Here is an 18,412-nt window from a genome sequence, read left to right as displayed (position 1 = left end):
GCCGTCTCAGCTTTCGAGCAGCCGGTCGGCCGTCGCCTCGTCGGTGATCAGCCCGCTGACCAGCCGGCCGGCGGCGGCGGCGCGAATCGCCGGCGTCTTCACCGGTCCCATGGCGACGGCGATCACCTCGCCGTTTTTCGTCGAGGGGATCGGCGCGCTCGCCACCCGCTCGTTGAAGCGGCAGTCGATCACCTTGCCGGTGTCGTCGAACACCCAGCCGACGATCTCCCCGACGGCGCCGAGACGGCCGAGCTCCTCGCGCTCGGCGGCGGTGATGAAGCCGTCCTTCACCAGCGGGGCGTTTTCCGACATCTCGCCGACGCCGACGAAGGTGACCTCGGCCTTGGCCGCGAGCTGCAGGGTGCGTTCCACCACCTTCTGGCGGTGCAGGAGCTCCCGCTCCTCCGGCGTCGAGACGATCACCGGCAGCGGCATCGGGTAATGCGGCGCCTTCACCTGGTCGGCCATCGAATAGATGACGTTGTAGACCGAGGCGGAACCGTCCGGGGCGATATTGCCGGTGAGCGAGACGATGCGGTGCCGGGGCGCCGACATCGGCGGCAGATGCTCGACGGCGGCCCGCAGCGTGCGCCCGGTGCCGACCGCGAGGATCGTCGGCGCCTCGCGCTTCAGCACCCGCTCCATCTCCGCGGCGCAGGCCTCGGCGATGCCGAGGGTCGTCGATGCGGAGGCCGGATCGGAGGGCACCACCTCGCAGAAGTTGAGGCCGAAACGCGCCCGCAGCGCCTCGGCACGTTCGAGGCAGGCGGCGATCGGGTGGTCGATGCGCACCCTGACGAGGCCGGCCGAGACGGAATGCGAGACGAGCCGCTGGGCGGTCTGGCGCGAGATGCCGAGCGTCGCGGCGATCTGGTCCTGGGTGTTGCCGGCGACGTAGTAGAGCCAGCCGGCGCGCGCCGCCTCGTCCAGCCTCGTCGTCTCCTCGTCGCGCGTTCTGCCCATTGCCTGCCGGTCCTCCAAACCGGGCCTGTTTAATGTCAGATGCCGGCGGCTGGCAAACCCGGGCCGCCGCAAATGCAGGCCCGGCACGGCGTGCCGCGGGATCGGCGGCGGCGGCTGCCGCCCGCGCCCGGATCTGCCGCCCGCAGCGTCAACCGGGCGCATCAGATTGCCCACTTCCTGGGCAGACTGCGGGAAAACGCGTAGGCGACTTGATTTTCCCGCCGATGGCTTTCTCTTTAATTGCGAGCGTGACGGAGGGTGCCAGTGAAATCATTCGACGAGATGCTGATTTCGGACGACGCGGTCCGCGAGCCTTATGCGCGGTTCCACGAGTGGTTCCTGCAGCAGGACACCACGAGCCTCGGCGACAAGGCCGGCGAAGCCGAGGCGTTCTTCCGCCGGACCGGCATCACCTTCAACGTCTACGGCCAGGAAGAGGCGGCCGAACGGCTGATTCCCTTCGACCTCGTGCCGCGGATCATGGCCAAGGCCGAGTGGGACCGCCTCGCAGAGGGCATCGAGCAGCGGGTGATCGCCCTCAACGCCTTCCTCGACGACCTCTACCACGACCAGGAAATCATCAAGGCCGGCAAGATCCCCGAGCGGCTGATCGCCGGCAACGAGGCGTTTCTCGAGGAAATGCGCGGGTTTCGGCCGCCCGGCGGCGTCTACACCCACATCATCGGCACCGACATCGTGCGCTGCGGCGAGAACGAGTTCTACGTGCTCGAGGACAATGCCCGCACCCCTTCCGGCGTCTCCTACATGATCGAGAACCGGGAGACGATGATGCAGATGTTTCCCGAGCTGTTCGCGCAGAACCGCGTGCGGCCGGTGGAGACCTATCCGCATCACCTGCGCCGCTCGCTCGCCGCGGTGGCGCCGCCGGCCTGCGACGGAACGCCGACCATCGCCGTCCTCACCCCCGGCATCTACAACTCGGCCTTCTTCGAGCACGCCTTCCTCGCCGACCAGATGGGCGTCGAACTGGTCGAGGGCTCCGACGTCGCGGAGATCGACGGGCGCATCCAGATGCGCACCACCGAGGGCTACAAGCCGATCGACGTGATCTATCGCCGCGTCGACGACGCCTTCCTCGACCCGAAGGTGTTCAACCCGTCGTCGATGCTGGGCATCCCCGGCATCATGGACGTCTACAGGAACGGCGGCATCACCATCGCCAACGCGCCGGGCACGGGAATCTCCGACGACAAGGCGATCTATTCCTACATGCCGGAGATCGTCGAGTTCTACACCGGGGCGCCGGCCAAGCTGCAGAACGTCCCGACTTGGCGCTGCGCCGAGGACGACAGCCTGAAATACGTGCTCGAGCATTTGGAGGAACTGGTGGTGAAGGAGGTGCACGGCTCCGGCGGCTACGGCATGCTGGTCGGCCCCACCTCGACGCGCGAGGAGCGCGAGATCTTCGCCGAAAAGCTGAAGAAGAAGCCGACCAACTACATCGCCCAGCCGACGCTGGCGCTCTCGACCGTGCCGATCCTCGTCGACGGCGGGCTTGCCCCGCGCCACGTCGATCTCAGACCCTTCGTCCTCGTCTCCGACAAGGTGCGCATCATTCCCGGCGGCCTGACCCGCGTCGCCCTCAAGGAGGGCTCGCTGGTGGTCAATTCCAGCCAGGGCGGCGGCACCAAGGACACCTGGGTTTTGAGGGACTGAGCGATGGCACTTCTCGGACGCACCGCAAACGGCCTGTTCTGGATGTTCCGCTACATCGAACGCGCCGAAAACACCGCCCGTCTGCTCGACGCGGGCCAGCGCATCTCGCTGACCAACCTCTCGGCCGAGCCCGACGAATGGCAGTCGGTCCTCGTCTCGGCGGGCGTCGAGGCGGCCTACAGCGCCAAATACGACGGCTTCGACCCGGCGACGGTGATCGACTTCATGCTCTGCGACCGCGACAATCCGTCGAGCGTGCGCTCGTCGCTGGAGACGGCGCGCACCAACGGGCGGATGGTGCGCACGGCGCTGACGCGCGAACTGTGGGAGGCGGTCAACGAGAGCTGGCTGGTGATCCAGCGCCGGCTCGCCCGCCCGGTGGCGGAGCCGGAACTCCCCGCCGTCATCGACCTCGTCAAGCGGCAGGGCGCGCTGATTCGCGGCACCTTCCAGACGACGATGCTGAGGAACGAGATCTTCGACTTCTCCAATCTCGGCGCCTTCATCGAGCGGGCGGACAACACCGCCCGCATCCTCGACGTGAAATACTGGCTGCTTCTGCCCGAACACAGCCAGGTCGGCTCGGCGCTCGACAATTTCCAGTGGCGCTCGATCCTGAGGTCGGTCTCGGCCCACCGCTCCTATGCCTGGGAGTACGACGGCGAATACCGGGCGGTGAACATCATCGACTTTCTGATGCTGAACCGCCGCATGCCGCGCTCGCTCGCCTATTGCTACACGGTGATCGAGGAGAGCCTGAAGTATCTCCACCGCAACTACGAGGTCCGACACCCCTGCTTCGAGACGGCGGCGGCGATCAACGAACGGCTGTCCGACTCGTCGGTCCGGCAGATCATCGACGGCGGTCTGCACGAATTCCTGGAGACATTCATCCGCGACAACAACCGCCTCGCCCAGGAAATCGGCCAGAACTTCCGCTTCTATCCGGGCGCCTGACCCGGCTGCCCCGCACTCGGACATTCTGACGGACGCCGGCGGAACCGGGTGCGGCCGGGCATGCCGGCCGTCCGGCGGCACGCCGCCGGGCCGCCACACCCAGCGCGCCTCGCACCTCCACGTCGCGAGCGATTGCGTGCAGCGCCGCAGCGCCGCTGCAACAGCGCCGGATTTGTTGTGGGTGCGGTGCAATCCGGATTGCCCGGCGCAAGCCACTGGGAGAATGATCGGAACCGATCGCGCTGGGGCGTCGGCGCAGGGGATGGTTGGGGGCGGCCGGATGACCTACTGTGTCGGGCTATTGGTGGAGCGGGGCCTGGTATTCATGTCCGACACGCGGACGAATGCCGGCGTCGACAACATTTCCGTCGTCTCCAAGATGAAGACCTGGGAGGTGCCGGGCGAGCGCTTCCTCTGCCTGTTGTCGGCCGGCAATCTCGCCACCACCCAGGCGACGGTGTCGCTGCTCGACGAGCGCCGGCTCGCACCGGCCGAGCGCCAGCCGAGCATTCTCTCGCAGCCCTCGATGTTCCAGACGGCGAAGCTGATCGGCGACACGGTGAAGGAAGTCATCGCCGGCAACGCGCAGGGCGGCCAGACCGCCGACGCGGTGTTCTCGGCGACCTTCATCTTCGGCGGCCAGATCAAGGGCGGCCGCCCGCGGCTCTTCATGATCTATCCGGAGGGCAACTTCATCGAGGCCGGCGCCGACAACCCGTTCTTCCAGATCGGCGAGCACAAATACGGCCGTCCGATCATCATCCGGACCTACGACCCGGCGATGTCGCTCGAGGAATGCGCCAAGCTGCTGCTCGTCTCCTTCGATTCGACCATCCGCTCCAACCTCTCGGTGGGCCTGCCGATCGACATGCAGTTCTACGAGGCGGACAGCTACGTCAAAGGCTATCGCCGCCGCTTCGACCAGCGCGACGAATATTACCAGACGGTCTCGGAAGGCTGGTCGGACGCGCTGAAGCAGGCGTTCGACGCCCTGCCCGCCTTCGAGCGCTGAGGCGAGGCGCCGCGAGCGCCTCGCGGCCGAAGCACGGCAGAGCCGCGGGAAGCCTCAGGCCGGGCGACGGCGAGCCGCCGGCGGCCCCCACCCCGCAGCTTCGGCGATGTCCCAAGACTCAGCGATAGACGTCGTCGCCCTGCGCGTAGGGGTTCTGCTGGCCACCCTGATAGGGCTGCGCCTGCAACTCGCTCATCGCCAGCTGCTCGGAGCCGTCGCGGTGGTAGATGTCGTCGCGGAACTGCACGACGTTCGGATCCGTCGCCCAGGCGCTGACATAGGTGAAGTAGACCGGCACCGGGCTGGTCAGGTCGATGTCCTGGCGCTCGCGCGCGGCGATCACCTGTTCGATGTGCTGGCGGTCCCAGCCCGGCGTGTCGCGGGCGAGCCAGACGATCAGGTCGCGGACGTTCTGGACGCGCACGCAGCCGGAGGAATCGAAGCGCATCAGGTTGGAGAACAGCCCCTGCTGCGGCGTGTCGTGCATGTAGACCGCATAAGGGTTCGGGAAGTTGATCTTCACCGAGGCCATCGCGTTGTTCTTGCCCGGATCCTGGCGGAAGAGATATTTGACGGCGTCGTCGGTGTTCCAGTCGATCGACTGCGGCGGGATCTCGTTGCCCTGGCCGTCATAGATGTGGATGTTCGACTTCTCGAGATAGGTCGGGTCCTTGCGCATCAGCGGAATGATGTCCTTGCGGACGATCGAGGCCGGCGCGTGCCAGTAGGGATTGAGGTCGAGCTTGGTGATCTTCGATTCCAGCAGCGGCGTCTGGCGGTCGATCTTGCCGACGATGGCGGTGTGCCGCTGCACGACCTGGCCGTTCTCCACCGCCTCCACCGAGGCGGCCGGAATGTTCACCATCACGAAGCGCTGGCCGAGATCCTTGGCCACCATCTCCTGGATCCGGCCGATATTGGTGGCGAGCTGGTTGAGACGCAGCTGCGCCGGCACGTTCATCGCCTTGAAGGTGTATTCGGCGACGACGCCGTCGGCGGGCAGGCCGTGCCGCGCCTGGAAGCGCTTGACCGCCGCGTCGACGTAGGAATCGAACACCTGCGAATCCCCCGCCGATGCGGAAAGGTCGCCGGCGACGGCGAGGCGCCGGCGCAGGACCGGCACGGCCGCCGACTCCGAGCCGATCCGCAGCTTCTGGTTCGCCGGCACTTCCGGCCAGCCGCCCGAGGCGACGATGCCCTGATAGGCGTTGACGGCGTTTTGGGTCGAGACGAGCGTATCGTTCGAAAACACCGGGGTGTTCGAGGCGACCTGCCGGACGTTCGAGCCGCGGGTGTCGAACTGGTCGTCCCAGTTGCCGCGCGACGGCGCGTTGAGGATGTCGCTCAGCGCGTTCTGGGCGAAGGCCGCCCCCGGCGCCATGCCGAGGCCCGCCGCCGCCGCGCCGAGCAGAAACCGCCTGCGGCTGGCCTGAAGACCGGTGTTGGCGCCCGATTTCGTCATCTTTCGTCCCCGCTTTTCGATGAACATCGCCGCCCTGGCCTGTGCGAGGCCTGCGAAACGTCGCGGCGATGGTGGTCGGGCTCCCGCCCTTGCCTCTGGAAGCCCGTCGGCCCGTTGCTGCCGGCCCGGACCGGCCCGATCCGCAAAGGCGCCGCGCCGGCGCTGCCGGCTGCCGCCCGGAATCCACCCCTCCCCTTCGGTTAATCCCGCCAATATGGCCAAAGCGTGAAGCGACGGCCGATCGTGCCGCGCCTGCGAACACGCCGGCGTGAGCCGCGCCCCGGTTCCGCGCGATCCGCCGCAGCCCGCCGGCGGGCATTTCCGGTATCCCTGCCGCGGCGATCGGCGCTATGGCTGTGGAAAGACGACCGGCGGAATGGAGGACCGATCATGCTGCACAGCGCCCGGGGACTGAACGGCTGCGTCAGCGCACCGCACACGGCGGCGGCGCTCGCGGGACAGGCGATCCTCGCCAGGGGCGGCACAGCGATCGAGGCGATGGTCGCGGCGGCGAGCACCATCGCCGTCGTCTATCCGCACATGAACGGCATCGGCGGCGACGGCTTCTGGATCGTCCACCGGCCGGGCGAAAGGCCGGTCGGCATCTTCGGCTGCGGCCGGGCGGCGGAACGCGCGACGCCGGAATGGTATGCGGCCCGCGGCCACCGCTCGCAAATGCCGACACGCGGCCCCGATGCCGCGCTCACCGTGCCGGGCACGATCGCTTCCTGGCAGCGCGCCCTCGACCTCGTCCCAGCTGAGCGGCGGCTCGCCCTTTCCGATCTCCTCGAGGCGGCGATCGGCCTTGCCCGCGACGGCATGGTGGTGACAGGCAACCAGGCCGACTGCACGCGGCAGAAGCTCGACGGGCTGAAGGACGTCGAAGGCTTCGCCGCGACCTTCCTGATCGACGGCCGGCCGCCGCGGGCCGGCGAGGTGCTGCGGCAGCCGGCACTGGCCCGCACCCTCGCCGGCCTCGCCGAAGACGGCCTCGACGGCTATTACCGCGGGCAACTCGCCGAGACCCATGCGGCCTTTCTCGAAGCGGCCGGCTCGCCGCTGCGGCTGGAGGACTTTCACGGCTTTGCGGCCGAGACGGTCGAGCCGCTCTCGGTCGAGATCTCGGCCGGCCGGCTGCACAACATGATCCCGCCGACGCAAGGTGTCTCCTCGCTGATGATCCTTGCCCTGTTCGACCGGCTCGGCGTCGCCGCCGGCGAGAGCTTCGAGCACCTGCACGGGCTGATCGAGGCGACCAAGCAGGCCTTCATCCTGCGCAACGCCGAACTCGGCGACCCGGACTTCATGGCGCGCCCGGCGCAGCAATGGCTCTCGGACGAAACCCTGGACCGGCTCGCCGCGCGGATCGACCGCCGCAGGGCGCTCGCCTGGCCGCATGCCGCCAAGCCCGGCGACACGATCTGGATGGGCGCCGCCGACCGAAAGGGCACGGTGGTCTCGTTCATCCAGAGCGTCTTCTGGGAGTTCGGCTCGGGGCTCACCTGTCCCGAGACCGGCGTCTTCTTCCAGAACCGCGGGGCCGGCTTCTCGCTGCAGCCGGGGCCGAACCAGCTCGGTCCGCGCCGCCGGCCGTTCCACACGCTGAACCCGGCGCTGGCCGAACTGAAGGACGGCCGCGTCATGGCCTACGGCACGATGGGTGGCGAGGGCCAGCCGCAGACCCAGGCCGCGATCTTCTCGCGCTACGCGCTCTACGGCCAGGGACTGCAGCAGGCGGTGACGGCGCCGCGCTGGCTGCTCGGCAAGACCTGGGGCGACGCGACGACGACGCTGAAGCTCGAGGACCGTTTCGACCCTGCGCTCGTCGCGGCGCTTCGAGCCGCCGGCCACGACACCGAGATCATCCCGGCCTTTTCCGACATGGCGGGCCATGCCGGCGCGGTGGTGCGCCATGCCGACGGCAGCCTCGAAGCCGCCAGCGACCCCCGCGCCGACGGCGCCGCGCTGGCCTTTTAGGGCCGGGCGTCCCGGGGCGCGGCAGGCACCCAACCGACCGCAGGAAACAGCGCCCGCCCCGCCGCCGGCCCGGGCCTTTCTCACCGCCCGGCCCGAGAACCGAGCGGACGGAGGAACGCCGGAGGCCAGCCTGCAAAAGCAGATGCGCAACGGCCCGCCTCCGGCGTTCCGGACGGAGTCTTTTCCGGGCCTTTCGGCCTCGAACATCCCGTCCGGCGCTCCGCTCTCACGGGAGCCGCACCAGTGATCCGCCCCCAGCCGACCGCCGCCCAGATCCGCTCATGCGCGAGATAGCTGGCAAAGCCGAGGAGGGTCGAGACCAGAGCGAGGGCGCCGCCCGTTTCGAACGAGCCGGTGAACAGGAAGCCGAGGAAGGTCATGACGGCAAAGCCGAGGATCTGCCATGACACGGCCTTCGCGAGACTTCTCTTGCGGGTTTCCATGGCTCGGACCTCTCCTCGTTTCCACCATCGTCTCGTTGGCGCCGCCGCCGTGCCGGCCCCGGCCGACCCGGCCTGGACGGGCGGTGCGGCGGGAGGCGAAACGCGCCGGACCATAACCACCGGCCGCAGCGGCGGCGATTCCGGAAATTCTCTTGGATCGGTTCATCTCTTTTGATAGAAGTCAGGAAACGTGACTTTTATCACCACCCTCGATGGACAAGCGCGAACGCTCCCGTCTCTTCCGCGACCGTCTCGCCGGCGCGATGCAGGCCGCCGGTATGACCAAGAGCGCGCTCGCCCGCGCGACCGGGGCCGACCGCTCGACCGTCTCGCTCGCCTTGTCGGCCGATGACGGCCGCCTGCCCAACGCCCAGTTCGCGGCCGAATGCGCCGGCGCCCTCGCGGTCTCCTCGGACTGGCTGCTCGGGCTGACCGACCGGCGCGAGCGCGGCGCCGAGGTGCTGCAGGCTGCGATGCGCATGGAGGCGGCGGCCAGGGCGCCGTCCGACGAATCGATCTTCCGCTGGCACGAGGAGGCGCGCGGCTACAAGATCCGCCACGTCCCGGCGACGCTGCCCGACATGCTGAAATCGGAAGCGGTGCTGCGTTTCGAATATGGCGACTTCGTCGGCCGCACCTCCGACCAGGCGATCGGCGACATGCGCGACCGGCTGGCCTATCTGCGGGCGCCCGACACCGACTACGAGATCGCCATGCCGCTCGACACGCTGGAGGGTTTCGCCGCGGGCGAGGGCTACTGGCGCGGCCTGCCGGCCGCCGAACGGCGCGGCCAGCTGCAGCGCCTCGCCACGCTGACCGACGAACTCTACCCGTCGCTGCGGCTCTATCTGTTCGACCGCAAGAAGGTCTATTCGGCGCCGGTGACGATCTTCGGCCCGCTGCAGGCGAGCGTCTATATCGGCCGCTTCTATCTGGTGTTTTCCGAGCGCCGGCAGGTGCTCGAGCTCACCCGGCATTTCGACGGGCTGGTGCGCGAGGCGGATTTCGAGGCCAAGCACACGCCGAACTTCATCGAGGCGATGAAAGTCGCGGACTGATCCCCCGGCGCTCGGGCTGCGCCGCCGGCGATGCCGACGCGCCCGGCAAAACCTCGCCCGGCTGGACGGCGGCCGGGCGGGCTGACCTGCTGCGAGGCGGCAAGGCGGCGAGAAAAGCCGAGCCCGCCGCAACGCCGGTCACAGCGTCAGCTTGAAGCCGAGATGTGACTGCTTGAAGCCGAGCTTCAGATAGAAGCGGTGGGTGTCGAGCCGGCCGGCGTCGGAGGTGAGCTGCACCATGCGGCAGCCGCGCGCGCGGCAGGTCTCGACCGCCCAGGCGATCATCTCGGCGCCGAGGCCCTGGCCCCTGAGATGCGAGGCGATGCGGACCGCCTCGATCTGGCCCCGCCAGGCGCCTTTGTGGCCGATTCCCGGCAGGAAGCTCAGCTGCAGCGTGCCGACCACCGCGCCGGACAGTTCGGCGACGGCGAGATACTGGCGCGGATCGGCGTCGACGGCCGCGAAGGCGGCTTCATAGGCGGGGTCGAGGGGCAGCGAAGGGTCGTCGCGGGCCTTGCCGCGGATGTCGTCGGCGAGCATCGCGACGATGACGGGCAGATCGGCGGGCGTCGCCCTGCGGATGTCGAGATGACGCAAGTGGGAACGGGCTCCCCGATGGTGGCCTCTGGTGGCCTCGTCCCATATCCCGATTCGGTCGCCGCGGCGACGGGTTCCGCCACCGCCGCGCATCGGAGCCTCGGCCGGCAGGCCTCCCGCCGGCGGCTCCCATACGGTTTCCGGCAGATCACTGCGTGATGCCGGAAACAACGACGCTCCTTCGCCGCGCGGGCTTGATCCGAGCCCCGCTCCGATCGAGCCGATCTCGTATCAGAGGCTCATCGCCAGGGGCCGGTCCGGCAGTCTGCGAGAGACGACGGGGTGCTCGCAATGGCCGTGCAGATAGGATGGATCGAAGTCGGCCTCCTCGGCGAGCATGTCGAAATCCCTGATCGTCAGCACACGCTGGCGCAGCGCGATCCGTCCGCGCGACCTGAGGTCCTGCAGCGAGCGGTTCACCTGCACCACGGAAAGGCCGGTGGCGTCGGCGAGCTGTTCCTGCGTCAGGGGAAAGGAGCAGGAATCCGTCCGGTTCAGATCGCGGTTGCAGACGAAAATCTCGCACAGGAGGTGGGCGATACGCTGGCTGGCGGGCCTGCGCCCGACATTCAGGACCCATTCGCTGGCGGCGGCAGTCGCGGCGATCGCGGTGGCGAGCACGAAGTTCCCGAGCCCCGGGTCCTCCCGCATCAGCGTCGCCAATTCGGCCTTCGAGGTAAGGGCGACCTCGCAGTCCGTGACGGCTTCGATCGAATGGTCGGGGAGCGCATGGACGAGCGAGGAGAGATTGCAGAACTGTCCCGCCGTGACGATGCCGACGATCTGGCGCGATCCGTCGAAGGTGGTCTTGGATCGGACGCCGATCCCGGCGACCATGAACAGGATGTGGCGTGCCGGCTCGCCTTGCCGCACGAAGCTCGCCTTGCGGCGATATTCGATGGTTTTGCCGAAGGCCGCCCGCAGGGGCGCGTGGACGGCGAAAAGAGAAGAGTCTCCCAGCTTCATCATGTCCCTGCTCCCTGGACAGCCATGGTCGCCATGGTGGCCATGATCTTCGTGCGACCTATGGGAGGACTGCCGCAAGTTCCAGCTTCGCACCTCGGATCGTCGGCTAACGAACACAGCCGCCGGGGCAGTGCGCAGATGCCGAAACCCCTGCAATCGTGGCGATTGCGGCCGGAACGTTGGCCAGCGAACAGTTGCCTCGCCTCTGGACGCCCGAGGTTCTGGCCCTACGTGAACTACATCGCGTGCTGATTTGACCGGGCGCACGCGGCTGCGAGTTGTCACGCTCCCGCCCCAATCACTGGAGGCGGGCGTGACCGGCGTTTCTCCGCAATCGATCAGAAACCGTTTGCTCCTGGCGTGCACGGACGAGGATCTCGCCGCCATCGCACCGGGCCTCGTCCGCATCGAACTCGCGCGTGGCGAAAATCTCGTCATGGCGATGCATCCGATCGACGCGATCTATTTTCCCGAAAGCTGCATCTGTTCCCTCGTCCTGACGAGCAAGGACGGCAGACAGGGCGAGATCGGCGTTTTCGGCAATGAGGGGATCAACGACGGTTCGCTCCTCGCGGGCATCGATCGCGTCCCGCACGAGAGCTTCATCCAGGTGCCCGGCATCTGCCTGAAGATGCCCGCCGAAAGGTTCCAGGCTCTCTGTCTGGAGCGGCCGGGCCTGTATCGCCTCGTCCAGCGCTGGACCCACATCATGGCGGTGCAGGTGGCGCAGACCGCGATGGTCAACGTCAACTACAACGTCGAAGAGCGTCTGGCCCGCTGGCTTTTGATGTGTCACGATCGCATCGACGGCGACGTGATCGAACTCACCCACGATTTCCTCGGCACGATGCTGTCGGTCCGCCGCTCGACCGTGACGCTGTCCACCCACATCCTCGAAGGCGCCGGGATCATCCGCGCACGCCGGGGGCGGATCACCATCCGCAACCGCGAAGCACTGATCGCGATCGCCGACGGCGCCTACGGCAATGCCGAAGCCGAATACGAGCGGCTGATCGGTTCGCCGCGTTCGGGCGCCGCCTGATTGCGATCGCTCCGGCCGGCCGGCCGAAGCCCTGGCCAGCGGGGCCGACGAAGAGCCTCGCTGGTCCTGCCGGATGCGATCCCGGGCCGGCGGCGCGGCGGCACCGAGGCCCGGATGGGATGACATCGACCATGTTCCGATTCCGACATCGGGTACCGTCTTGCGGAGACCGCCCGGCAAACGTCGGAATCGAAAGACCGCGAGCCACCGTTATGATCCTGGTGGATTTTGCGACTTCGACATTCGATCCGACGCCTCACCCGATCGGGACACACGTGTCGAATTCGATCCGCTAGTTCTGCACGGCCTGCACCGAGCCGCCGTCGACCCGCATGTTCGAGCCGTTGATGAAGGAGCCGCGTTCCGAGACGATCAGCGCGATCGCCGCTGCCACCTCGTCGACCCGGCCCCGGCGCTTCAGCGCGATGCCCGGCCGCTCCTCGTCGAGGAAGCTCTCGACGGCCTCGTCGAAGGAGACGCCGAGTTCCTTGGCGCGCTTTTCCATCATGCCGTCGGTCATCGCCGTCTCGATGAAGGCCGGCGAGACGGTGTTGCAGAGGATGCCGTGCTTGGCTTCCTCGTAGGAGAGATTCTTGACGAAGGCGGCGAGCGCCGCCTTGGCGGTGTTGTAGGTCGCCTCCTCCCAATAGGGCTGGACGGCGTTTTCGGAGGTGATGCAGACGAAGCGGCCCCAGCCCTTCTCGCGCATCGCCGGAAAGGTCGCCCGGGCGACGCGCACCGCCGACATGAAGTCGATCTGCCATGCCTCCAGATAGTCCTCGTCGGTCATGTCGAGCGGATCGCCCTTCGCCCCGGTGATGCCCGACGTATGGACGACGATGTCGATCGTGCCGAACTTTTCCCGGCCCTTGCGGGCCATGGTGTCGACGTCGGCCTGGCGGGTGACGTCGGCGGCGACGCACAGGACCTCGGTCGGCAGCGCGGCCGCGTCGCGTTCGAGCTCGTCGATCTTGAGGTCGGAGAGCACCAGCCGGCATCCCTCCTCGGCGAGGATCTTCGCCGTGGCAAAACCCATGCCGTCGGTTGCGCCGGTGATCAGCGCGACCTTGCCGCGGATCTGCAAATCCATGAAACGTCCCTTCGCAAGACTGGATGATTTGCGCTGACAACGGTGCGTCGCCGCTTAGGTTGCGAGGCCGGAGCACGATCCCGAAAAGCGGGATGCGGTTTCCGGAAGAGACCATGCGCACCCGAGAAGCGAGAGCGGGAGGATGGGTGAAGATCATCGCCTCCCTCTCTCGATCAACGAGGCAAGACGAGCATGCCCGACTATGATTTCCGCAGTCCGAGACTGTACCTTGAGGCCGAGCTGTCAGAGGACGGCGCCGTGCCGCTGGAGCCTGCGCAGGTCAACTATCTCCTGTCGGTCCTGCGCCTCGACGACGGCGCCACCGTCCTCGCCTTCAACGGCCGCGACGGCGAATGGCGCTGCCGCATCGAGCGGACGGGCAAGAAGAAGGCCGGCCTCGTCGCGACGGCGCGGCTGCGCGAACAGACGAAGGCGCCGACGCTCGCCTATCTCTTCGCGCCGCTGAAGCACGCGCGGCTCGACTACATGGTGCAGAAGGCGGTGGAGATGGGCGCCGGCATCCTGCAGCCGGTGATGACCCAGCACGTCCAGGCGAGCCGGGTGAATGTCGAGCGGATGCGCGCCAACGCCGTCGAGGCGGCCGAGCAGTGCGGCATCCTGACGATCCCCGACTGCCGCGAACCGCTGAAGTTCGACGCCGCCCTCGCCGAATATCGCGGGCGCGGGCCGATGGTCTTCTGCGACGAGCGGGAGGATGCCGAAAGCCCGGTCGCGACCCTTGCCGGCCTGCCAAAGGGTCCGCTGTCGCTGCTGATCGGCCCGGAGGGCGGATTTTCGGGCGAAGAGCGCGAGCGGCTCCTCGCCGAGCCTGACGTCACCGCGATCTCGCTCGGACCGAGGATCCTGCGCGCCGACACCGCCGCCGTCGCGGCGCTGGCGGTGGTGCAGGCGACGATCGGCGACTGGTAGGACGGCGGCGCCTTCGAAACCCTCCGGTTCCGCTGACCGCGCCGTCAACGCCAGCCGTCTTGCGCCGGACGGCGATTTTGGGCAGACCCGCCCTCGTGGAATGGCCGGTTCCGCGCGCCGGAGGGACGGCGCTTGCGCAACGAACGGAATGCGAAAAATGGCGCGCGATACGACCGATCTGACCCCTGTCTCGACGATCGACGATCTCGTCGGACATCTCGCCGGCGGCGAGAAGCCGGCCGAGGCCTTCCGCATCGGCACGGAACACGAGAAGTTCGGCTATTACGTCGAGGATCTCTCCCCCGTTCCGTACGAAGGGGAACGCGGCATCCGCGCCATCCTCGAAGGCATGCGCTCGCTCTCCGGCTGGGAGCCGATCGTCGACGACGGGCGGATCATCGGCCTTTACGGCGCCGCGGGCCAGGGCGCGATCTCGCTCGAGCCCGGCGGCCAGTTCGAGCTGTCGGGCGCGCCGCTCGAGACGATCCACGCCACCTGCCGCGAATCCAACGCCCATCTCGCCGAGGTGCGTGCCGTCGCCAAGGATCTCGGCATCGGCTTTCTCGGCATCGGCTCCTCGCCGCTCTGGACGCTCGCCGAAACCCCCATCATGCCGAAGTCGCGCTACGACATCATGCGGCGCTACATGCCGAAGGTCGGGACGCGCGGGCTCGACATGATGCTGCGCACGACGACGATCCAGGTCAATCTCGACTTCTCCGACGAGGCCGACATGCGCCGCAAGATGCGCGTCGGCATGAAGCTGCAGCCGGTCGCCTCGGCGCTGTTCGCCCATTCGCCCTTCACCGAAGGCGCGCCGAACGGCCTCGTCTCCTGGCGCTCGGAGGTCTGGAAGGACGTCGACAACCAGCGCTCGGGCCTTCTGCCCTTCGTCTTCGAGCCGGATTTCTCCTATCGCCACTATGTCGAATGGGCGCTCGACGTGCCGATGTATTTCGTCACCCGCAACGGGCGCTACCACGACGCCACCCACGTCACCTTCCGGCAGTTCATGGACGGCGCGCTGAAGGGCGAGATCGACGATCCCGAGCCGCAGATGGGCGACTGGACCAACCACCTGTCGACGCTGTTCCCGGACGTCAGGCTGAAGCGCTTCATCGAGATGCGCGGGGCCGACGGCGGCCCGTGGCGGCGGATCTGCGCTTTGCCCGCCTACTGGGTCGGCCTGCTCTATGACGGGGCGACGCTGGCTGACGTCGACGCGATGACCGCCGACTGGAGCTTTGAGGAAGTGAACGCCATGCGCTCGGCGGTGCCGCGCGACGGGTTCCGCACCCGGTTCCGGGACGGGACGGTCCTCGATCTCGCGCGCCGGACGGTGGAGCTGGCGCGGCAGGGCCTGAAGGCGCGCGGCCGGCTGAACGAGGAAGGCAACGACGAGAGCTTCTTCCTCGCGCCGCTCGAGGAGGTCGTCGCCCGCGGCACCACCTCGGCGGAGGAGCTGGTGCGGCTGTGGGAGGGGCAGTGGGAGCGCTCGATGCCCAGACTCTTCAAGCACCTGTCCTACTGAGGCCGGGCGCCGCAGGCCCCGAAATTCCCCTTTGCTTTCTGCGGCGATGCTGTAGCATCGGACCCTTGGCACGGGCACCCGAGCGGCAGGGCCGACCATGACGGACTTCTTCGACTGGCTCACGGCAAGCGATTCCGGCATCGGCGCGGACCGGCTCGCCGACGCCTTCAATCTCAGCCACGAGGAACTGCGCAAGACCATGACGGCGCTGGCGCCGGCCTTTGCCCTCGCGCTGCAGCGGGCGATGATCGTGCCCGGCGCCTGGAGCGAAATCTCCCGGCACTACAAGCCCTTCCTCAACACCGAGGCGTCGGACGTCGCCTTCGGCGGAGCGATGAGCCCGTTCGCCGGCGATCTCTCCCGCTCGCTCTTCGGGTCCCAGGAACTCGTCTCGGCGGTCGCCCGCCACGTCTCGGTGGCGAGTGGCGTCGCGCCCGACACCGTCGAGACGATGATGCGCAACATCTCGGTGATGACCATCGGCACGATGCTGCAGATGATGTTCGCCAATCTCACCCGCAGCCAGCCGAAGGAACTCGTCGAGGGCAACTATCCCGGCGCCATCGCCGAAATGCTGAGGCGCAGCGCCAATGCCGTCGAGGCGATGGGCCGGCCCTCCGACGAGGCGCGGCCGCGCAAGTCCGCGCCGCAGTTGCCCGGCTCTGACTATCTGAGCCGCCTGTTCGCCAACGCGCTGACCGGCACGCTGCCCTGGCTGCCGCCCGAAACCTCGTCCGCCCCCCGGCGCGAGGCCGCTTCCGGCCCGTCGCGGGAACGCAGCCTGCCCGAACTGCCGTTTCCGCCGTATCTGGCGCTGATGGAGGAATTCATGCGCGGCGAAAGGCGCGCGCCGACGTCGCCGCAGGAGACGCCGCCGCCTGCGGCCGGCAAGGCTCTTCCGGCCGGCGGGCCGCGCTCCGGCGCCGAGGGCGGCGACAAGCCGCAGACGCCGGGCAATGCCGCCGAGGGTCTCGCCGAGGCGGCGCTCGCCTTCCAGCGCGACTATGCCCGGCGCATGATGGAGGTTTTCGCGCCGGCGCCGCGCAACGGCGAGACGCGCGACTGAAGCATTCCGCATGTGACGGGGCCGCTCCCAAACCGCGCCCCAACGCAAACGGCCGGCCACCCAACGCAAACGGCCGGCCACCCTGCGGGATGACCGGCCGTTGCGAGCGTCGTGGAGGGCGGCCCGGCGTCGCGGGAGCGCCGGGACTTGGCGGGGGCGCTCAGCCTTCCAGGACGTCCCGTCGCCGGCGCGCGGCGATCAGCGCCAGCTTGTAGCTCGGATCCTCGCGCCAGTCGGCGCCGAGCGCGAAGGCGACGTCGTCGCGGCGAATGCCGATGTCGGCGAGGACATGGTCCGGCATGTCGGCGAGGGCCTGCACGCGGCGACGGTTGACCATGGTTTTGACGATCGCGCGGGCGGCGGTGGCGAAGAGGCGGGTCCCGGCCAGAAACCGGCTGGCCGAAGCGGGGGTGGGTCTCGCGGTGATCGTCATGGCTTGTCTCCTTTCGCAGCCACTGTCGCCGGAAAAAAGCGGGGGCGCCCTGCCGTCGCCGAAGCGATGGGCAGCGCCCTCCCCCGAATTGTTCCTGACATGATCACCATACGTCCGCGCGATTGATCACACCAACGAATGTTGATAATCTCTGACATCACATCCATTGATGAGACAGCCCATGGCCACCCCGCTCGATCTCGACCAGTTGCGCAGCTTCGTCGCCATCGTCGACGCCGGCAGCTTCACCAGGGCCGCCGAGGAGGTCTTCAAGACCCAGTCGGCGGTGTCGATGCAGATCCGGCGGCTGGAGGAACGGCTCGGCGTCGCGGTGTTCGAGCGCACCGGCCGGACGATCCAGGTCACCGACGCGGGCTCGCGCCTCCTCGTCTATGCCAGGCGGATGCTGAGCCTCAGCCAGGAGACGCTCTCCGCCTTCGATCCGGATGCCATGCAGGGCCAGGTGCGCATCGGCCTGCCGGACGACTATGCCGAGCGCTTCCTGCCCGAGATCCTCGCCCGCTTCAGCCGCTCGAACCCGCTGGTCGAGCTGCAGATCGCCTGCGAGCCCTCGTCGAACCTTGCCGAGCACGTCGACCGGGGCCGGCTCGACGTCGCCCTCGTCGCCGACTGCACGGTCGGGGCGGTGATGCCGGAGATCGTCCGCCGCGAACCGCTGCACTTCATGACCTCGGCCGCCCACGACGTGCACGAGGAGGCGGTGCTGCCGCTGGCGCTCGGGCGCCACAGCTGCTCCTGGCGGGCGGAGGGGCTGAAGGCGCTGGAGGCGGCGGGCCGGCGCCACAAGGTGCTGTTCTCGTCATGGTCGGCACAGATCGTCGCCTCGGCGGTGCTCGCGGGCCTCGCCGTGGGCGTCCTGCCGGAATGCGCCCTGCGGCCGGGAATGCGGGTTCTCGGCGAGCGCGACGGCTTCCCGCGGCTGCGGGACAACGAGATCGGCGTCATCCGGGCGCGCAGCGCCGACAGCCCGGTCGTCTCGGCGCTCGTCGACCACATCCGCGACAGCCTCGCCAACCTGCCGCCATCGGAGCTGAACGCCAAGCCGACGCATCTGCCGGGTACCCGGCTGGTGCGGCCGCATCGTCCCCGCCCCGGCCCCGCCGCGCCGGTCGCGCCGGTCGCGGCCGAGTGAAGCCCGCCGGAAAGCCGGGCGTATCGCATTCGCCGGCGCCCCGCCTCGCCGCGGC

The 18,412-nt window shown here is 68.4% G+C and carries 17 protein-coding genes; 10 read left to right on the top strand and 7 right to left on the bottom strand.

Features of this window, described 5'->3' with window-relative positions:
• Positions 1 to 6: 6 nt before the first annotated feature.
• Positions 7 to 963 (bottom strand): sugar-binding transcriptional regulator, encoded by a 957-nt coding sequence (locus tag J1C47_RS05235; RefSeq protein ID WP_207349662.1) that lies wholly within the window; start codon positions 961 to 963, stop codon positions 7 to 9.
• Between the two features lie 282 nt (positions 964 to 1,245).
• Between J1C47_RS05235 and J1C47_RS05230 the strand changes: the two genes are divergently transcribed.
• From J1C47_RS05230 to J1C47_RS05220, 3 genes are all read left to right on the top strand, one after another.
• Entirely contained in the window at positions 1,246 to 2,640 is a 1,395-nt protein-coding gene (locus J1C47_RS05230) for a circularly permuted type 2 ATP-grasp protein (protein ID WP_207349801.1), read from the top strand.
• 3 nt (positions 2,641 to 2,643) lie between these two features.
• A complete protein-coding gene (locus J1C47_RS05225; RefSeq protein WP_207349661.1) occupies positions 2,644 to 3,597 on the top strand; it encodes an alpha-E domain-containing protein in 954 nt (317 codons plus the stop codon).
• A 280-nt stretch (positions 3,598 to 3,877) separates the two neighbouring features.
• The gene (locus J1C47_RS05220) at positions 3,878 to 4,609 is read left to right on the top strand and encodes a proteasome-type protease (protein ID WP_207349660.1); all 732 of its coding nucleotides are present in this window, start codon (positions 3,878 to 3,880) and stop codon (positions 4,607 to 4,609) included.
• Between the two features lie 118 nt (positions 4,610 to 4,727).
• Here J1C47_RS05220 and J1C47_RS05215 read toward each other — a convergent pair whose 3' ends face one another.
• Positions 4,728 to 6,071, bottom strand: coding sequence for a L,D-transpeptidase family protein (locus J1C47_RS05215; RefSeq protein WP_207349659.1), 1,344 nt, complete (start codon positions 6,069 to 6,071; stop codon positions 4,728 to 4,730).
• 390 nt (positions 6,072 to 6,461) lie between these two features.
• Here J1C47_RS05215 and J1C47_RS05210 point away from each other — a divergent pair, with 390 nt between their 5' ends.
• Positions 6,462 to 8,048 (top strand): gamma-glutamyltransferase family protein, encoded by a 1,587-nt coding sequence (locus tag J1C47_RS05210; protein WP_207349658.1) that lies wholly within the window; start codon positions 6,462 to 6,464, stop codon positions 8,046 to 8,048.
• A gap of 80 nt (positions 8,049 to 8,128) precedes the next feature.
• Here the strand turns inward: J1C47_RS05210 and J1C47_RS05205 are convergent, their stop codons facing one another.
• Positions 8,129 to 8,491, bottom strand: a complete 363-nt coding sequence (locus J1C47_RS05205; protein ID WP_207349657.1) for a DUF2061 domain-containing protein — start codon at positions 8,489 to 8,491, stop codon at positions 8,129 to 8,131.
• A 212-nt stretch (positions 8,492 to 8,703) separates the two neighbouring features.
• Between J1C47_RS05205 and J1C47_RS05200 the strand changes: the two genes are divergently transcribed.
• The gene (locus J1C47_RS05200) at positions 8,704 to 9,549 is read left to right on the top strand and encodes a helix-turn-helix domain-containing protein (protein WP_207349656.1); all 846 of its coding nucleotides are present in this window, start codon (positions 8,704 to 8,706) and stop codon (positions 9,547 to 9,549) included.
• A gap of 138 nt (positions 9,550 to 9,687) precedes the next feature.
• Here the strand turns inward: J1C47_RS05200 and J1C47_RS05195 are convergent, their stop codons facing one another.
• Positions 9,688 to 10,146 carry a GNAT family N-acetyltransferase gene (locus J1C47_RS05195; protein WP_425354538.1) on the bottom strand — a complete coding sequence of 153 codons (459 nt, stop codon included), beginning with the start codon at positions 10,144 to 10,146 and terminating at the stop codon, positions 9,688 to 9,690.
• A gap of 231 nt (positions 10,147 to 10,377) precedes the next feature.
• Positions 10,378 to 11,115, bottom strand: a complete 738-nt coding sequence (locus tag J1C47_RS05190; RefSeq protein WP_207349654.1) for a Crp/Fnr family transcriptional regulator — start codon at positions 11,113 to 11,115, stop codon at positions 10,378 to 10,380.
• Positions 11,116 to 11,461: 346 nt separating this feature from the next.
• Between J1C47_RS05190 and J1C47_RS05185 the strand changes: the two genes are divergently transcribed.
• Complete coding sequence (locus tag J1C47_RS05185; RefSeq protein WP_245396367.1) at positions 11,462 to 12,154, top strand: Crp/Fnr family transcriptional regulator; 693 nt, start codon at positions 11,462 to 11,464, stop codon at positions 12,152 to 12,154.
• 292 nt (positions 12,155 to 12,446) lie between these two features.
• On the opposite strand, the gene J1C47_RS05180 is transcribed toward J1C47_RS05185, so the two are convergent.
• On the bottom strand, positions 12,447 to 13,244 hold the full coding sequence (locus tag J1C47_RS05180) for an SDR family NAD(P)-dependent oxidoreductase (RefSeq protein WP_207349652.1): 798 nt from the start codon (positions 13,242 to 13,244) through the stop codon (positions 12,447 to 12,449).
• A gap of 192 nt (positions 13,245 to 13,436) precedes the next feature.
• Here J1C47_RS05180 and J1C47_RS05175 point away from each other — a divergent pair, with 192 nt between their 5' ends.
• The 3 genes from J1C47_RS05175 (at position 13,437) to J1C47_RS05165 (ending at position 16,771) form a co-directional block, all read left to right on the top strand.
• On the top strand, positions 13,437 to 14,174 hold the full coding sequence (locus J1C47_RS05175) for a 16S rRNA (uracil(1498)-N(3))-methyltransferase (RefSeq protein WP_207349651.1): 738 nt from the start codon (positions 13,437 to 13,439) through the stop codon (positions 14,172 to 14,174).
• Positions 14,175 to 14,331: 157 nt separating this feature from the next.
• Complete coding sequence (locus J1C47_RS05170) at positions 14,332 to 15,705, top strand: glutamate--cysteine ligase (protein ID WP_207349650.1); 1,374 nt, start codon at positions 14,332 to 14,334, stop codon at positions 15,703 to 15,705.
• A 97-nt stretch (positions 15,706 to 15,802) separates the two neighbouring features.
• Positions 15,803 to 16,771 carry a hypothetical protein gene (locus tag J1C47_RS05165; protein ID WP_207349649.1) on the top strand — a complete coding sequence of 323 codons (969 nt, stop codon included), beginning with the start codon at positions 15,803 to 15,805 and terminating at the stop codon, positions 16,769 to 16,771.
• Between the two features lie 160 nt (positions 16,772 to 16,931).
• Here the strand turns inward: J1C47_RS05165 and J1C47_RS05160 are convergent, their stop codons facing one another.
• Positions 16,932 to 17,204: a YjiS-like domain-containing protein gene (locus J1C47_RS05160; RefSeq protein WP_207349648.1), complete on the bottom strand. Its 273-nt coding sequence runs from the start codon at positions 17,202 to 17,204 to the stop codon at positions 16,932 to 16,934.
• 181 nt (positions 17,205 to 17,385) lie between these two features.
• Between J1C47_RS05160 and J1C47_RS05155 the strand changes: the two genes are divergently transcribed.
• Entirely contained in the window at positions 17,386 to 18,357 is a 972-nt protein-coding gene (locus J1C47_RS05155) for a LysR family transcriptional regulator (RefSeq protein WP_207349647.1), read from the top strand.
• Positions 18,358 to 18,412: the final 55 nt, after the last annotated feature.

This window comes from Jiella sonneratiae, from assembly GCF_017353515.1.
Lineage (GTDB): Bacteria > Pseudomonadota > Alphaproteobacteria > Rhizobiales > Rhizobiaceae > Jiella > Jiella sonneratiae.
This window is presented reverse-complemented; position numbering and strand designations above follow the sequence as displayed.

Bases quoted from the DNA above. Each gene is read 5' to 3' on its own strand.
- J1C47_RS05235 (WP_207349662.1), bottom strand. From the start codon at position 963: ATGGGCAGAACGCGCGACGAGGAGACGACGAGGCTGGACGAGGCGGCG.
- J1C47_RS05230 (WP_207349801.1), top strand. From the start codon at position 1,246: ATGCTGATTTCGGACGACGCGGTCCGCGAGCCTTATGCGCGGTTCCAC.
- J1C47_RS05225 (WP_207349661.1), top strand. From the start codon at position 2,644: ATGGCACTTCTCGGACGCACCGCAAACGGCCTGTTCTGGATGTTCCGC.
- J1C47_RS05220 (WP_207349660.1), top strand. From the start codon at position 3,878: ATGACCTACTGTGTCGGGCTATTGGTGGAGCGGGGCCTGGTATTCATG.
- J1C47_RS05215 (WP_207349659.1), bottom strand. From the start codon at position 6,071: ATGACGAAATCGGGCGCCAACACCGGTCTTCAGGCCAGCCGCAGGCGG.
- J1C47_RS05210 (WP_207349658.1), top strand. From the start codon at position 6,462: ATGCTGCACAGCGCCCGGGGACTGAACGGCTGCGTCAGCGCACCGCAC.
- J1C47_RS05205 (WP_207349657.1), bottom strand. From the start codon at position 8,491: ATGGAAACCCGCAAGAGAAGTCTCGCGAAGGCCGTGTCATGGCAGATC.
- J1C47_RS05200 (WP_207349656.1), top strand. From the start codon at position 8,704: ATGGACAAGCGCGAACGCTCCCGTCTCTTCCGCGACCGTCTCGCCGGC.
- J1C47_RS05190 (WP_207349654.1), bottom strand. From the start codon at position 11,115: ATGATGAAGCTGGGAGACTCTTCTCTTTTCGCCGTCCACGCGCCCCTG.
- J1C47_RS05180 (WP_207349652.1), bottom strand. From the start codon at position 13,244: ATGGATTTGCAGATCCGCGGCAAGGTCGCGCTGATCACCGGCGCAACC.
- J1C47_RS05175 (WP_207349651.1), top strand. From the start codon at position 13,437: ATGCCCGACTATGATTTCCGCAGTCCGAGACTGTACCTTGAGGCCGAG.
- J1C47_RS05170 (WP_207349650.1), top strand. From the start codon at position 14,332: ATGGCGCGCGATACGACCGATCTGACCCCTGTCTCGACGATCGACGAT.
- J1C47_RS05165 (WP_207349649.1), top strand. From the start codon at position 15,803: ATGACGGACTTCTTCGACTGGCTCACGGCAAGCGATTCCGGCATCGGC.
- J1C47_RS05160 (WP_207349648.1), bottom strand. From the start codon at position 17,204: ATGACGATCACCGCGAGACCCACCCCCGCTTCGGCCAGCCGGTTTCTG.
- J1C47_RS05155 (WP_207349647.1), top strand. From the start codon at position 17,386: ATGGCCACCCCGCTCGATCTCGACCAGTTGCGCAGCTTCGTCGCCATC.